The sequence below is a fragment of the Chryseobacterium electrogenes genome (assembly GCF_053553015.1).
This window is the reverse complement of record NZ_JBNPPB010000002.1, coordinates 1,734,425-1,750,019: the sequence shown is the minus strand read 5'-3', so window position 1 is coordinate 1,750,019 and position 15,595 is coordinate 1,734,425. Positions and strand designations below refer to the sequence as shown.

At 36.0% G+C, this 15,595-nt stretch carries 12 protein-coding genes; 7 read left to right on the top strand and 5 right to left on the bottom strand.

Annotated elements, in window-relative coordinates:
- Window positions 1-35: 35 nt before the first annotated feature.
- Window positions 36-947, top strand: a complete 912-nt coding sequence (locus tag ACQQ6V_RS08020; RefSeq protein WP_448843791.1) for an IS982 family transposase — start codon at window positions 36-38, stop codon at window positions 945-947.
- Window positions 948-1,027: 80 nt separating this feature from the next.
- Here ACQQ6V_RS08020 and ACQQ6V_RS08015 read toward each other — a convergent pair whose 3' ends face one another.
- Complete coding sequence (locus tag ACQQ6V_RS08015; RefSeq protein ID WP_448845017.1) at window positions 1,028-1,579, bottom strand: NADPH-dependent FMN reductase; 552 nt, start codon at window positions 1,577-1,579, stop codon at window positions 1,028-1,030.
- A gap of 300 nt (window positions 1,580-1,879) precedes the next feature.
- Between ACQQ6V_RS08015 and ACQQ6V_RS08010 the strand changes: the two genes are divergently transcribed.
- A complete protein-coding gene (locus tag ACQQ6V_RS08010) occupies window positions 1,880-2,461 on the top strand; it encodes a hypothetical protein (protein ID WP_448845016.1) in 582 nt (193 codons plus the stop codon).
- A gap of 1 nt (window position 2,462) precedes the next feature.
- Entirely contained in the window at window positions 2,463-2,753 is a 291-nt protein-coding gene (locus ACQQ6V_RS08005; protein WP_448845015.1) for a hypothetical protein, read from the top strand.
- 182 nt (window positions 2,754-2,935) lie between these two features.
- Here the strand turns inward: ACQQ6V_RS08005 and murA are convergent, their stop codons facing one another.
- The 3 genes from murA to ACQQ6V_RS07990 form a co-directional block, all read right to left on the bottom strand.
- Complete coding sequence (gene murA, locus ACQQ6V_RS08000) at window positions 2,936-4,243, bottom strand: UDP-N-acetylglucosamine 1-carboxyvinyltransferase (RefSeq protein ID WP_448845014.1); 1,308 nt, start codon at window positions 4,241-4,243, stop codon at window positions 2,936-2,938.
- Window positions 4,243-4,920: a DUF4290 domain-containing protein gene (locus ACQQ6V_RS07995; protein WP_448845013.1), complete on the bottom strand. Its 678-nt coding sequence runs from the start codon at window positions 4,918-4,920 to the stop codon at window positions 4,243-4,245. Before ACQQ6V_RS07995 ends, murA begins: the two co-directional genes overlap by 1 nt.
- Window positions 4,921-5,011: 91 nt before the next feature.
- Window positions 5,012-5,431, bottom strand: a complete 420-nt coding sequence (locus ACQQ6V_RS07990) for a thiol-disulfide oxidoreductase DCC family protein (RefSeq protein WP_448845012.1) — start codon at window positions 5,429-5,431, stop codon at window positions 5,012-5,014.
- A gap of 773 nt (window positions 5,432-6,204) precedes the next feature.
- On the opposite strand from ACQQ6V_RS07990, the gene der reads away from it, so the two are divergent.
- The 3 genes from der (at window position 6,205) to upp (ending at window position 8,633) form a co-directional block, all read left to right on the top strand.
- Window positions 6,205-7,512, top strand: a complete 1,308-nt coding sequence (gene der / locus ACQQ6V_RS07985; RefSeq protein ID WP_448845011.1) for a ribosome biogenesis GTPase Der — start codon at window positions 6,205-6,207, stop codon at window positions 7,510-7,512.
- A 58-nt stretch (window positions 7,513-7,570) separates the two neighbouring features.
- Entirely contained in the window at window positions 7,571-7,915 is a 345-nt protein-coding gene (locus ACQQ6V_RS07980; protein WP_448845010.1) for a four helix bundle protein, read from the top strand.
- 67 nt (window positions 7,916-7,982) lie between these two features.
- Complete coding sequence (upp, locus tag ACQQ6V_RS07975) at window positions 7,983-8,633, top strand: uracil phosphoribosyltransferase (RefSeq protein ID WP_448845009.1); 651 nt, start codon at window positions 7,983-7,985, stop codon at window positions 8,631-8,633.
- Here the strand turns inward: upp and ACQQ6V_RS07970 are convergent.
- Window positions 8,630-9,286 (bottom strand): ComF family protein, encoded by a 657-nt coding sequence (locus ACQQ6V_RS07970; RefSeq protein ID WP_448845008.1) that lies wholly within the window; start codon window positions 9,284-9,286, stop codon window positions 8,630-8,632. The two genes, upp and ACQQ6V_RS07970, sit on opposite strands and share 4 nt — an antisense overlap.
- Window positions 9,287-9,758: 472 nt before the next feature.
- On the opposite strand from ACQQ6V_RS07970, the gene ACQQ6V_RS07965 reads away from it, so the two are divergent.
- Complete coding sequence (locus tag ACQQ6V_RS07965; RefSeq protein ID WP_448845007.1) at window positions 9,759-15,590, top strand: RemA C-terminal-like gliding motility protein; 5,832 nt, start codon at window positions 9,759-9,761, stop codon at window positions 15,588-15,590.
- Window positions 15,591-15,595 lie beyond the last annotated feature (5 nt).

The following is a 15,595-nucleotide window of genomic DNA, read 5'->3' as shown; positions in this document are numbered from 1 at the left end:
TATTGAAAGTCAAATATTTAACTAAAATTTCCGCTATGATTTCTGATGATAAAATTACAACTATTTATTACATTGTTGATGAGTTTTTTAAAGAATTTAACCATATTCTGAAAGATTACGCTCTGAAAGACCCCAAAATCAAGACCAGAAACAGAAAATCTGCGATGTCTCAAAGCGAAGTGATGACTATTATGATCCTGTTTCATTACGGTGCTTTCAAAAATCTCAAGCACTTTTATCAGGGCTACGTTCAAAGACATATGAAGAAAGAATTTCCTGTAACGGTTTCCTACAACAGGTTTGTAGAGCTCCAAAAGAAAGTGAATGTACCCATGGCAGTTTTCGTAAAAATGATGTGTCTGGGAAAGTGTACCGGCATATCTTTCATCGATTCAACACCCATCAGGGCTTGTCACATCAAAAGGGAAAAGCAGCACAAAACCTTCAAAAATATCGCTCAGAAAGGACAATGTTCTCTGGGTTGGTTTTATGGTTTTAAACTCCATTTGATTATCAATGACAGGGGTGAGATTCTGGATTTTATCCTGACAACAGGCAATGTAGACGACAGAGAACCCCTGAAAAGTATGGATCTGCACAAATGGATTTTCGGAAAACTTTTCGGCGATAAAGGCTATATTGGGAAAGATCTGTTTGAGCAACTTTTTATAGATGGAGTTCATTTAATCACAAAAATAAAGAAGAATATGAAGAATTGTTTAATGCTTCTCCAGGATAAAATTATGCTTAGAAAAAGGGCATTAATAGAATCTGTAAACGATGAGCTTAAGAATATTTGTCAGATAGAACATACCCGTCACAGAAGTTTTGACAACTTTGTTCTCAATATTTTGTCTGCTTTGGCAGCCTACTCTTTCTTTGATAAAAAACCATCAATCAATACAAATTGTGACATTATTGATCAAGATAGATTAATCGCAGCTTAACTCGAACTCACGTTAATTTAAAATGATAAAAAATCCCTAAAGCATTAACGTTTTAGGGATTTTTATATTTGAATAGGGATTTAAAAATTTTTAAACCATTCTGCATAAGCATTAATAAATTTTTGCAAATAAGCAGTCGTACGGTCGTCTATTTTACCAGATTCATCCAGAGCCTTTGATATTTGACTAAGATAGATTTCTGGTTGTTGCATAGTGTATACATTGACCGAGGTTAAACTTTGTCGCAATTGATGATGCGCTCCAAAAGCACCTATCATACCTGGAGAGTTACTAATCACACCGCCAGGTTTTTTATCCCAAACTCCTTTCCCAGAAGGACGAGAGGCAACATCTATGGCATTCTTAAGGACGGCAGGCAAGCCACGGTTATACTCAGGGGTGATAAAAATAACACCATCTAGATTTTTTACGGTTTCTCGAAATTCTAGATAAGAATTGGGTACTTCATTGTAATCATCGTAATCTTGATTATACAACTCTAATTGTCCAATCGGGATGATGGTAAACTCGAATCCTTCTGGAGCCATTGGGATTAAGCTATTAGCTACTTTTTTAGAGAAAGACTCTCGTCGCAGACTTCCGACAAAGATTCCAATTTGTTTTTTGCTCATAGTTTTGTGATTTGATAACATTAAAATTACAAGTTTTTTATGAATGTTCAATGGGATTTATAAACAAAAAAGACATCCTTCCATTTGCCTAACATTTCTGAATTTATTCTATGTTGTGGATGTCAAATTTCAACTTTTTTATGTGTTAATATGTCCCAGCTTTATAATTTTCTTAACTTGGCTTCATTGAAACTAGAAGAAGTAGAAAGGTGAAATTAAAATGGATTAATGATCTCTGAATAACCGAGGATTGCTTATATTATTTTTATTAACTAATCTATCCTGATAAAAACTCGCTAAATGAAAATATCTGAAAAATCTAACCGAAAAATTATCGAACAACTGATTGGAATTGCAAATAATTTTGATACTACTAAAGAAAACTATCTGCTTTCCTATCCTCATTTTTTGAACTATTTCAAAAACTTACCAGTCATAAAGTTGGAGAATTTAATCATAGGGATAAGTTTTACTTATTCTTGGATGCCAACAATTTTGAAATCAATAAAACTCGAAGAGTCTGAAAAAGTTCTCTCAATTTTAAATAATGTGAAAAACGGAAAGGAAATAAAGGCAGATCAACTTGCAATTTTGAAAAGTACATTTAATAATTCTCTTGTAGGAACTTCTAAATTATTACATTTTATAAATCCAGAACAATACGCAATTTGGGATAGCCGAGTTTTTCGTTTTTTAAATAATGAAGAACCTCATAAATACAAACTTGAAAAGCCAAACGCCTATATCGAATACATTAAGCTCATTGAAAGTTTAAAAAGCGAAAAGACTTTTGAAACTTTTTTCAAATTGATGAAACAAAAAGTTGGCTATGAAATTACAGAATACCGAGCTTTGGAACTTGCATTTTTTAAAGGCGAATGATATGAAAACTTATAGAGAACAGATCATTGAAAAAATTAATAATTTAATTGAAGCGCGAGAAATAATCTTTGAACAAATTGTTAATCTCACAATGTTAAATGAACTCAGTCATTTAGAAGGAGCATTTGACAAAGGCGATATTTATTCATTTTCCTTAAAGCATTTTAAGGATGTAGAAGATGTAAATGTTCAAAAAATGTTAAGACTTTGCAAAATAACAGAAGAAACAATTTTTACAATTATGGACTTAAACGGGATTAGCGAAAACGAAGTAAATTTAAGTGAGGAATAAACACTTCAACTAAGAATAGGAAATCGCTACATAACTCAATTTTTTTGTAAAAATTACAGAAAAATGATTTAGTTAATCCTGCAATCCATTACTTATATTATTTTTTAATAGCGTTCAATATTGTTTATAAACAAAAAAGACATCCTTAATAGAATGTCTTTTGTTTATTTTTTAGAACTGAATTAGATTCTTGTAATGTCTGCACCTAGAGCTTTCAGCCTGCCATCGATGTTCTCATAACCTCTGTCGATTTGTTCGATGTTATGGATGGTAGATTTTCCTTCTGCAGATAAGGCGGCAATTAATAGTGCGTTACCAGCTCTAATATCTGGAGAAACCATGGTTGTGCCACGTAATGGATTTTCTTGATTAAGACCAACTACAGTTGCACGGTGCGGATCACAAAGGATGATCTGTGCGCCCATATCAATTAACTTATCTACGAAGAATAGCCTTGATTCAAACATTTTTTGATGAACAAGAAGTGTTCCTTTAGCCTGAGTAGCAACCACCAAAATGATAGATAACAAATCTGGGGTAAAACCTGGCCAGGGCGCATCAGAAACTGTTAAGATAGATCCATCTATAAACTTCTGAATTGTATAATTCTCTTGAGCTGGGATAAAGATGTCTTCTCCGCTACGTTCTAATTGGATACCTAACTTTCTGAAGGTATCAGGGATGATACCTAGTTGATTCCAGTTAACATTTTTAATCGTGATTTCGGATTTCGTCATAGCCGCTAGACCAATCCAAGAACCGATTTCTACCATATCAGGAAGCATAGTGTGCTCTGTCCCTCCAAGATATTCTACACCTTCTATCGTTAATAAGTTAGAACCGATGCCAGAGATATTAGCACCCATTCTGTTAAGCATTTTGCAAAGCTGTTGCAGGTAAGGCTCACAAGCGGCATTGTAGATTCTTGTTTTTCCTTTTGCCAAGACTGCTGCCATTAAGATATTGGCTGTACCTGTTACAGAAGCTTCTTCTAGCAAGATGAATTTACCGTGAAGCTCTTTGGCTTTTAAAGAATAATATTGTTGTTCTTCATCGTAAGAAAACTCAGCACCCAACTCTACAAAACCTTGGAAGTGCGTGTCTAGACGTCTTCTTCCAATTTTGTCACCACCAGGTGTTGGCATATAAGCCTCACCATAACGCGCGAGCATTGGACCTAATAACATTACAGAACCACGAAGCTTAGCGCCATCTTTTTTGAACTCAGAAGATTTGATATAATCAAAATTAACTTCGTCTGCTTTAAAGGTATAATCACCGTGACCATTCTTAGTTACTTTTACATTAAAGTCGCCTAAGATCTCTATCAATCGGTTAACATCATGGATGTCTGGGATGTTATTAATTCTAACTTCCTGATCCGTTAATAATACAGCACATAAAATTTGCAATGCTTCATTTTTTGCACCTTGAGGCGTAATGTCCCCATGCAATCTTTTTCCTCCTCTGATTTCAAATGCTCCGTTCATTATTTTCTGTTTTTCTGATTATTTTGGTTGTTTTGATTATTGTTATGGTGTCTTTTCTTGGCTATATTGTTATTGCTGTTAGAATTTTGGTTTCTGTTATTTCTATTTTGGTTATTACGGTTGGTGTTGTAATAGATTTTACTTCTGTCCAGAGATTCTAGCCCTGTAAGGTCTAATCTGTTTTTAGATAGATCCTTAAGATGTCTAACAATCACATCATCTTGTACGTGCTCTTTATTATAAACATTGTAAGACTTCTTCATGTTATTAGCAATAACCTGTATTAATGCTTCCTTTTCGTCGCCTGGTTCTAGCTCTATCGCACGTTCTATCAACTGAAGAATACTTTTCCCATAGAACTTATAAGCATTATCAAAAGTAGGATAAGGCATGGTCTTAGGTTTGGTTTTCAGTTCTTCTTCAGAAAGAATCGGGTAGGGAGAGTCTACATCTAAGTCATGACTTGCTAAGATGAAAAGGTGATCCCAAAGTTTATGTTTATAGTTTTCTTCGTCGCGAAGATGTGGATTGCGTTGTCCCATAAATTCTATGATAGAAAGCGCTGCACTATTGCGTTCTTCCTTTGTAGGAAGGACTTTGCACTGTTCTACCATCTGTTGTATTAGACGACCATATTCTGGCATCTGCAACTGGGTTCTTTTGGTGTTATATTCCATAGTTTGCAAATATAGGAAATTATAGATTTTTATAATAAATCTTGATGAAATACTCTTGTTAATTAAACTTTAAATACAATCGAATATAATCTTAATCGATAAACTTTTTGCGCTCTTCTGCGGTTGGGAGAAGACATTGTCCTGTCATAAGGCTTTTCCTGCGTTTTGCAATATTATCGTAGATGCCGTCTCTTATAGAAAGGGATAAGATTTTGCCCGCGACAGAAATCTGATATATGCCACCCAATAGTTGTCCTATCTTTATTGCAGCATCGGATTTTTTAAGATAATAACTTTCTGGTTTCCAAAGATAGATGCTATCAAAATTTTTTGCTTCTAGATGTCTTTCTGATAAAAACTGCTGTCCTAGCTCTGATTGTAACGCCGAAAATAAAAATTGATCTTTGCTGTCTCTCTTCAGAATCCATTGTACCCAGAAGTTGCAAAATCCACAATCACCGTCGTAGAAGATGATATGTTTATCCTTAAAGCTTGCAGAGAGATGATCCATGCTCGTGATTGATGAATTTTTAAATTGTAAGTGACAAAGGTAGAGAATTTTAATGTGTTTTTAATTGGTTGTTTGGCAATAATAAGTGTTTGTCGTTATTAATGATTGATCGCTCGTTGTGCATTTAGGGAAAAACATTTAATTAAGTGAAATCCTCTTCTTTTGTATTGAAACAAAAGAAACAAAAATTCAAGACTTGGAAACTCAGCTAAAATTTCATTTGATTAAAGTTTTGAATGTCCTTTTTTGTGCATAATGACTTCGACAAGCTCAGTCTGACAGTACCAAACATGAGATTTTACTTGTCAAAATTGTCACGCTGGGCGGAGTCGAAGCGCCTGAGATAATTAAAGTTTTGAATGTCTGTTTTAGTACGTAATGACTTCGACAAGCTCAGTCTGACAGCGCTAACAATGAAAGAATTATTGATTATTCGAGTTGTCACGCTGAGCGAAGTCGAAGCGCTTCGTATAAAAAATGTTTGTGTGGTTTTGCGTTGCGGGTGCAATCTTGCGTGAGGGCGAAGGGCATTGTTGGAGCTCGTTGTTTTTTTAGGTTTATGTGTAGGTGAAAACAACAGCGACTGCCCGTAGACCGACCTGTTTTTTGTGGTGACCCTATGATATAGGGTCAAAATAAATGGACTTCCACAAAAACAGGTCACGCCAAAAAAATAAAAAGGTTATCTTTGCAAAAAAATTGGGCTCCAAAAGTTGGAGTAACCCATTAATAATCTAGTCCTGAGCTTGTCGAAGGATTATTAAACGTTTTTTATGTCAAATATTGTGGCTATTGTAGGCCGTCCTAACGTGGGTAAATCTACCCTGTTCAACCGATTATTAGAAAGAAGAGAAGCTATTGTAGATTCTACAGCTGGTGTAACAAGAGACCGTCATTACGGGAAATCTGACTGGAATGGTGTGGATTTTACTGTGATAGATACAGGAGGTTATGACGTCGGTACGGATGATATCTTCGAAGAAGAGATCCGTAAGCAAGTACAGCTAGCGGTAGATGAGGCGACTTCTATCATCTTTATGGTGAATGTAGAAGAAGGTCTTACTGATACAGATTATGAAATCTATCAATTACTAAGAAAAGCTAATAAACCTCTTTATCTAGTGGTTAACAAAGTAGATTCTGCTAAAGGAGAATTGCCAGCAACAGAGTTCTATCAATTAGGAGTAGAAAAATATTACACAATGTCTTCTGCAACAGGAAGTGGATCTGGAGAATTGTTGGATGATGTTGTAAAGGATTTTCCAACGACGGATTATGTAGATCCTTTCGAGGGCTTGCCTAAGATTACGATTGCAGGTCGTCCTAACGTAGGAAAGTCTACACTGACTAACGCTTTGTTAGATAACGAGAGAAATATTGTTACAGATATTGCTGGGACAACTAGAGATAGTATCCAGACATTATATAATAAATTCGGGCACGAGTTTGTATTGGTAGATACAGCAGGTATGCGTAGAAAATCTAGAGTTTCTGAAGATCTAGAATTCTATTCAGTAATGCGTTCTATTAGATCTATTGAGCATTCTGATGTTGTAATCTTGATGGTAGATGCTACTTTAGGGTGGGAATCTCAGGATATGAACATTTTTGGACTGGCTCAGAAAAACAGAAAAGGTATCGTAATCTTGGTTAACAAGTGGGATCTTGTTGAGAAAGAAACTAATACGATGCGTGATTTCGAAGAAGCTATTAGACATAAAATCGGGATGTTTAGTGATATTCCTATTTTGTTTACTTCAGCTTTAACTAAGCAAAGAATCCTTAAGGCTGTAGAAACGGCTATGGAAGTCTATGAAAACCGTAAGCAACGTATCAAAACATCTAAGCTTAACGAGCTGATGTTGCCGATATTAGAAAATACACCGCCACCAGCATTAAAGGGTAAGTATGTGAAAATCAAATATTGTGTGCAGTTGCCTACGCCATCGCCACAGTTTGTATTCTTCTGTAACTTGCCACAGTATGTGAAAGAGCCTTATAAGCGTTTTGTGGAAAATCAATTGCGTAAGCATTTCAACTTTTCTGGAATTCCTATTGAGATCTATTTCCGTCAAAAATAATAGACGATTCGTTAATTCGAAAATTAGATGAAATTAAATTAATATCTTGAAAGCTCTTATGGAAACCAAAAATGAAATATTAGCCTTGAGTATTGATTTTGCAAAGACCATCATCAGTTATACCGAGTTATTAGAATCTCATAAAAAATATGTTATCGCCAACCAACTTCTAAAATCTGGAACGTCGGTTGGCGCTAATGTTTTTGAGGTACAAAGTTCTGAGAGCAGAGTTGACTTTATTCATAAGATGAAAATCGCCGACAAAGAAGCCAAAGAAACCGAATATTGGTTGCTCTCATGTAAGGATAGCGACAGTTATCCCTTTGATGATAGCTTACCGATTAAGTTATTGAGCATTCAGAAGTTGCTTTCTAAAATAATATCGACAGCCAAAAAACATTAGCCCAGCATCACATTATCCAATCAAAACATCATCACATCAACAAATCAACAAATCATCCCATCAACTTATGATTACAGAATTATCACAACAATTTTCCCTAGTTAACTCATGGATCAATGATCTAAGAAATGTAGAAGTACAAAATGACCGTATGAAGTTCCGCAGGAATCTGGAGCGTATAGGTGAGATTGCTGCTTTTGAGATTAGCAAAGGATTGCCGCAGGTAGACGTAGAAATAACGACACCTCTAGATACCATTAAAGTTAAAGAGATTGCTGTACAACCTGTTATTACAACTATTCTGAGAGCTGGAGTACCATTGTTTCAGGGGATTCTTAACTATTTTGATAAGGCAGATTGCGGATTTGTTGCCGCTTACAGAAAGCATGATGCCAATGATTATTTCTCTATCAAACAAGATTATTTGACTTGTCCTAATCTGGATGGTAGACCGCTTATTGTTGCAGATCCTATGTTAGCAACAGGTGCATCTCTTATAGAAGCAATCAAGGATTTGCTAACCAATGGTACGCCTACAGAAATCCATATTGTTGCAGCTATTGCCAGTCAACAAGGTGTGGATACTATTGCCGAAGCTTTTCCTAATGCTAAAATCTGGACAGGTGTGATAGATCCGGACTTGACTTCTAAAGGTTATATTACCCCAGGGTTAGGCGATGCCGGAGATCTTGCCTACGGAGAAAAGCTACAACGCTAGACATCCATTGCCATCACCATGATGCTTATCTGATGTTGAGGATTGCTTTTCAGTATTTCCCAAGCGATAGTAGATAAGGTATTGCCAGTGGTGTAGACATCATCAATTAATAAGATATGAGCAGCGTCCATATTCTCGGTAACAGAGAAGATGGACGCTGTTTGGTTTCTGTGCAGTTTGTCTTTCTTCGCCTGTTCTGAGGTGTGGCTATTTCTTTTTAGGAAATTATGATTAATTGGGATGTTGTAATACTTAGACAATTGATCCCCGAAAAGATGCAGCTGGTTATAACCTCTTTTCTTTTGCTTTTTAGGATGCAGAGGCACGCTAACGATAAGGTCTGGCTTGGATGCTTCTAGCAGAACACGATCTGTTATCCATTGGGCTATAAAGTGACCAACTTTCTCTTGCTGACCATACTTAAGAAGGTGAATAATCTTTTGGGATAAACCATTTTTTTGAAAGAATAACAGCGCATAGCTATGTACACAAGGAAATAGAAGTTGCGTGCGCTCTTGCAGTATGTTATTGCTGTAAAAGTCCATTGCACTAAAGCTTATCTCATCATAACAAAGTTCACATAGTAATTCTGTAGTCTCAATAAGTCTATTGCAGTGCAGGCAATGATTAGGGAAGAGGATATCTAATAGCATGAGATTGTGTTTTTCGCTAATAAAAATACATAATAATTAGATTCCGTTGGTTGATATACAAGCTTGGAGCATACTAATTTTATTTTGTGAGCGGTAATCTCATGTAATAGTGAAGTTCTGGAGGCTAAGTTGTTGTTATAGAGTAAGAATGCTTGTAATCCTCATGGATAAAGGGTTGATGGTGATAATCGTAAGCTATGAATTTAACATAATGTAATGTTTTGATGTAATTTTTTATAATTTGTGATTCTACGTAGTTGGGATTTGTGCTGATGTTTTTATGGTTTTGTATTGATAATAGTTAAAGCTTTATGTATTGATAATAAGAGTTTAATATCGTTTATTAATTGATGTATAAAGGTGTTTTGTGTTATCGTTGATTGGTTTTACGTTGGTTTGTTAATTTTATATTAATAAGTGTAATTGATTGAAGAAAAAGTATATATTTGTGCGCATTTTATGATGAAAAACAATGAAACAATTTTTACAATCTACTAAAGTATTAGTATTAATACTTTTTTCTTTCTTCTCTAATAACACTTTTGGGCAGTATACTGGTACTGGTACTTTTACTAAGGTTACAGCTTTAGCTAATTTAACAGATGGTTATTATGTTATAGTCAATGAAACAGATGAGTTTGTAATGACTAATGGTAGGACTGGTAGTGCTACAGGTGGTTATTTTACTAGTGCTAATATTACTTTGACTTCTGGGTCAATAGTTAATCCTCCTACAACGCAAGTATGGAAGATTGAAACTAATGGTAGTGGAAAAACTATCTATAATGAAACTATTGCGAAATATGTTGGTTGGAGTTCTGGGAGTTCTGCTTCCATTGAAGATGTACCTGCTAATTCTAATAGATGGACGTTTTCATATGGAGCTTCAAAATGGACTGTTAATAATGTAGCTACTGCAGTAAGGCAGTTGTCATATAATAGTAGTGCTAATCCAAGCAGATTTGCAGCATACGGTAATACAGGTCAGGAAGAATTACAGTTATATAAGTTAGCTGGTCCTTCAGGCAAAACCGTAACTTTTAATGGGAATTCAGGGACGAGTACAATGGCGCCTCAGTCTTCTGGAGTTCCTGCTAATCTTACGCTTAATCAGTTTCTTAAGACGGGGTATTCTTTCCAAAACTGGCATACTATCATGTCTGGGACTGGGGGTATCTCTTATGCTGATGGTCAACAATATGACTTTAGTGCAGATATGATCTTGTATGCACAATGGAAGATTAATCAATATAATATTACGTATAATGCTAATGGTAGCACAGGAGGCGCTGTACCTGCAACACAGACTGCAGACTATAATACCAATGTTACCTTAGATAGTAATAGTGGCGCGTTAGTAAGAGCAGGATACACCTTTAATGGATGGAATACTAATGCAGCAGGTGGTGCTGCAACACATTATAATGCGGGAGCATCTTTTATGATTCCTGCTAATGATGTGACTTTGTTTGCGGAGTGGGTTTCTAATGCGCCATCGCTTACCACTACGGGTACTATTACAGCTATGACAACAACCTATGGTACGTTATCTACTGCAAGTAATTTTACTCTCAATGGTGTTAATCTTACGGGGGCTAATATTACTGTTACGCCGCCAACAGGTTTTGAGTTGTCTACTACCTCTGGGGGTACTTATGCTTCTGCGCTTAGTTTACCTATTGCTGCAGGAAGTGTATCTAGCCCAGTCTATGTAAGATTGACAAGTACGACTAATGCAGGTAATTATAATGGTAATATTACCTTAACAGATGGTGCTACATCTGCTACTATTGCGATACCTAGTTCTACAGTTAGTCCAAAAGCTTTGACTATAAGTGGTCTTACGGCGGCTAATAAAATCTATGACGGTGATACATCAGCTACTTTAGTTGGTAGTGCTGCATTAGTAGGTATTGTTAATAGTGATGCTGTGATACTGTCTGGTTCTGGCGTAGGTGCTTTTGCTAATAAAAATGTTAATACTGGCATAGTGGTTAGTGTTACAGGTTATACCTTATCCGGTACTAAAGCAAGTAATTATACTTTGACTCAGCCTACATCAACAGCGGATATCACAAAAGTATCAATAACAATATCAGTGCCTACTATTGCTTCTAAACCATATGACGGATTTGTAACGACAGGTACAATAACAAAAGGTATTGTGTCTGGTACGGTTGGAGGAGAAACATTAACGATAACGCCAACAGGTAATTTTACAGATGCTAATGTTGGTACAGCTAAGCCTGCAACTATTTCTTATACTGTGGAAGACGGGACTGGTTTAAAAGCTAATTATTCTGAATTGGCAGAAAGTTCTGCTGCAGGTGATATTACCGCAGTACCGCCTAAAATTACACTAACTGCCATGAACCTTAATGTTAATGGCACTGCTAATATTACCTCTAACTCTACAGGAGCCATGGTTTATACATCGGCTAATCCTGCTATTGCATCTGTTAGTACTAGTGGTGTGGTGACGGGTCTTGCTTTAGGATCTACTACCATTAGTGTTTCTCAGGCGGCTCAAGGTAACTATACTGATAAAACAGAAACGATAACAGTGATGGTGACAGATGTCACAACGGGTACTTACAGAACAACTGAAGGAGGATCATGGCCAGGTGGTACTAAGGCAGCAAAATGGGAGCGTATGACAACTACTGGATGGAGTGTGGCAACGCCTGCATCTGGTGCAACAGATTTGTTAATCATTAGACATGCGGTGACATCCAATGGTAATATAGCAGCATCGGGAGGGATAGGGACTAAAATGCAAATTGATGACCAAGGAGCTATGGCCGTATCGCAATCTTCTACATTTGCTTCTTTGTTGATTAAGAAAGGCGGGACGTTTGATGCAGCTGCAACTGGTATAACTTTTAATACGAACGCTCCGTTGGATGTAGAAGATGGAGGTAAGCTTATTATCTCTGCGGCTCTAGCGAACTCTAGTGCTTTGTGGAAGGCTAAAGAAAACTTTGCAAAAGGTTCTACAGTAGAAGTTTCCAATTATAGTGGTGCTTTCTTTGCTAATCCTCCTCAGATTGATACTAATGCTGATGGATATTATTTTGGTAATCTTACATTCTCAGGAAGTACAGCAATTACGCTTATTGGTACTAATGCTGTTACTGATTTTAAACTTACTGAAGGTGATTTGTCTGTTCTAAGTTCGGCTAATAGTATTCTCGTGACAAGTCAGAATAAAAGTGTAGATATTACTGTAAACGGGAGTGTAAATGTTAATGCTGGTTTATTAAGAATTGGTGGGGGAAATGGTAGTGCTACATTAACGGTAAATAATAATTTCAATCTTAATGGGGGTGTTTTAAATATAGGTCCTACTAATAATAATTCTCTGCAACATTACTTGAAATTAAAAGGTAATCTAACTACAGCAACAGGTACTACACTTCAAAGTACTGATATTGATAGTGATATTGACTTTATTGGTAATCATGTACAATATGTAGATGTGGCAGGGGTAACCAATACTGCTCGTTTCAGGATAAAGAAAGGTGCATCTGTAGAGTTAAAAAATAACTTAGTTCTTAATAATAACTCTGAGTTTTCTGTAGAAGATGGAGCAACTCTTAACTTTGGTTATAAAACATCAGATTCTTCTCCTTCTATTATTTCAAATAGTGGTACCGGGACTAATAAATTTGCTTTAGAAGATGGAGGTACTATAAAAATTACCCATCCAAAAGGAGTGGTCAAAAGTGTTGCTAATGATGGTAATGTACAGCTAGCAGTTAGTAACAAAACTTTTTCTAGCAATGCTACATACCATTATATTGGTAAAGTTAATCAAGAGATGGGTGATGCGCTTAGTACTTCTTCTACAAAAAATGTATTTGTAGAGTTAGCTAATAACGCATTGACGATATCTCCGTCAGCACAGTTCGGGGTTACCAATTCAGGTGTATTAGATATTAGAGTAGGGAGATTAATTGAGAATGATGTTAACTTTATTACGGGAGGCTCAACTTCTGCTAATGCTGGTATATTAAAAATGGCAACGGGAACTCAATATTATATTACCAAAGCTTCTGCTACCCCTGGAGACTCAGAGTATGTTCCAAGGTTTTACAATATTAATTTATCAGGAGGAGAGATTGTTTTGGCATCTACAGGTAATCAGACATTAAGAGGAGGGCGGACTTACAAGAACCTTACGTTTAGCAACGGTGGAGAGAAAGGGGTGTCAACGGGTACTGCATTAATAGATAATGTTTTAATTAAAGATAATACGATTGTTAATACCGGTGATTTTGAATTTGGTGGGACTTCTACAGCATTAACAATGCAAAATACAGCTTTGTTAAAAATAAGTGGTGGTGGTACTAAACCAGATATGGGTGGAGCTTATACGCTAGCACCTACAACCAAGATAGAGTTTGCGGGAGGTTCTGTTAAAAACATTAGGTTAGCTCCAACTTACGCTAACATTACGGTGTCAGGAGATAACGTAAGTGTTAATTCTACGTTAGGAGGATTAACGTTGCAGTCAGGTACTAGCTTTCATGTTGCAGATACTGGGGTTTTCAAGTTGCAAAATGAAAATGGATTTAGTGGTGCTAATAATACTGCGATTAAGAATACTAATAATCCTAGTATTGTATTGGATCCATTGTCTGTTATTGAGTATAATGGTAATAAGCAAGTGGTAAGCCATGCTATGGTTGTTTCTCCTGCAGATGCGCATTATCAAAATCTAAGAGTGTCTAACGTGGGCGTAAAGACAGCGACAGGTACCACAAAAGTAAAAGACAAAGTCTATGTTGTGGGTGGAGAGTTGAAATTACCAGGAACAGCTAATAATATAGCGCCTAATGTATTGTGGGCAACTAATGGTATTCAAAATACGGGTGGTGTTGTAACTTTTGAGAATAATGCTATATTGATGCAGGCTAATACAGCTAATAATAATGGTGATATAAAAGTACTTCGTAAGGCTCGTGTACCTGCTAAGCAATACAACTTATGGGCGTCTCCGATAGAAGGTCAAGATCTTTATGCGTTATATGCTGCGATAGCTACAGTTCCTAAAGGTAAAGTAATGGAATATATTACTAAAACTGATTTCTTTGAGCCAGTTGCTGTTGGGACAAGATCGGTAGTTGGAAAAGGTTATTCTGTTATTGGTCTTAGTGTGTCGGATGTTATTGCTAATTTTGTAGGGAAGCCTAATAATGGAACTATACAGACGGTATTGAGTACTGAAGGTAACCGTTTCAATGCAGTGGGTAATCCATATCCTTCTAATCTTGATCTTGGGGCGCTTTATACATCTAATGCGAGTGTGTTGGATTTTGGTAATGCTATTGCGCCAAGCACTTTGCTGCCAACAATGTATTTTTGGGATAATAGTAATAATACACAGTTAGTACAGCAAGGAAGTGGCTATGAAGGACAGAATTATGCCGTTTATAATGCATTACTAGATGTTGGGATTGCTGCAACAAATGGGGATTCTAGTAAAAGACCTAATGGATTAGTAAAGCCTGGTCAGGGTTTTATAGTTTCAGCAAAGGCTAATTCTGGTAATCCATCTACTTTAGTATTTGATAACACTATGAGAACAGAAAGGTTTCATAATGCGACGGATGCACCTTATTTTAAAACTGTAAATGATAATAATAAATTCTGGCTAAAATTAGAATCTTCTACAGGTATTTTTAATACCCTTGTTGTAGCCTATGATAGTAGGGCGATTAATGATTATGATTTGTTTGATAGTCTTCTTCTTAACCCTTCTGGTGATGATTTGTTTTTCACAATGAGTGACGATAATGAAGAGCTTGGGATACAAGGAAGAGGTCGTAGTTTTGATAAAGATGATGTGGTTAAGTTGGGTTTTAAGAACTTTAAGCCAGGAGTTCATACGATTTCTCTACAAGAGAGATATGGTATTTTTGATGAAAGTCAAGCAGTTTATCTTAAAGATAAACTGCTTAGTACGGTCGTTAATCTTTCTAGGGGAGGTTATAGTTTTCAAGCGAGTACAGGGACTAAGATTAGTGATCGCTTTGAGATTGTATATAAAGAAAGCTCTTTAGGTGTTTTAGACTCAGTTAAGATTGGTATTGAAGTCTATAAAACCAAAGATCACTTTACTGTAAAATCTGATCAGAAAATAACTAAACTAGAATTGTACGATATCACAGGTAGATTAATTGCTATAAACGATAGAGTTTCTAATGAAGCTATTTTATCTCATGTTGGTGTCAATAATGGTGTTTATGTTCTTAAGATTTATCAAAATAATAAAGTAATTATTAAAAAGGTAATAAAATAGTAATA

Excerpts from the sequence above, each read along its gene's own strand:
- ACQQ6V_RS08020 (WP_448843791.1), top strand. The coding sequence starts at position 36 with ATGATTTCTGATGATAAAATTACAACTATTTATTACATTGTTGATGAG.
- ACQQ6V_RS08015 (WP_448845017.1), bottom strand. The coding sequence starts at position 1,579 with ATGAGCAAAAAACAAATTGGAATCTTTGTCGGAAGTCTGCGACGAGAG.
- ACQQ6V_RS08010 (WP_448845016.1), top strand. The coding sequence starts at position 1,880 with ATGAAAATATCTGAAAAATCTAACCGAAAAATTATCGAACAACTGATT.
- ACQQ6V_RS08005 (WP_448845015.1), top strand. The coding sequence starts at position 2,463 with ATGAAAACTTATAGAGAACAGATCATTGAAAAAATTAATAATTTAATT.
- murA (WP_448845014.1), bottom strand. The coding sequence starts at position 4,243 with ATGAACGGAGCATTTGAAATCAGAGGAGGAAAAAGATTGCATGGGGAC.
- ACQQ6V_RS07995 (WP_448845013.1), bottom strand. The coding sequence starts at position 4,920 with ATGGAATATAACACCAAAAGAACCCAGTTGCAGATGCCAGAATATGGT.
- ACQQ6V_RS07990 (WP_448845012.1), bottom strand. The coding sequence starts at position 5,431 with ATGGATCATCTCTCTGCAAGCTTTAAGGATAAACATATCATCTTCTAC.
- der (WP_448845011.1), top strand. The coding sequence starts at position 6,205 with ATGTCAAATATTGTGGCTATTGTAGGCCGTCCTAACGTGGGTAAATCT.
- ACQQ6V_RS07980 (WP_448845010.1), top strand. The coding sequence starts at position 7,571 with ATGGAAACCAAAAATGAAATATTAGCCTTGAGTATTGATTTTGCAAAG.
- upp (WP_448845009.1), top strand. The coding sequence starts at position 7,983 with ATGATTACAGAATTATCACAACAATTTTCCCTAGTTAACTCATGGATC.
- ACQQ6V_RS07970 (WP_448845008.1), bottom strand. The coding sequence starts at position 9,286 with ATGCTATTAGATATCCTCTTCCCTAATCATTGCCTGCACTGCAATAGA.
- ACQQ6V_RS07965 (WP_448845007.1), top strand. The coding sequence starts at position 9,759 with ATGAAACAATTTTTACAATCTACTAAAGTATTAGTATTAATACTTTTT.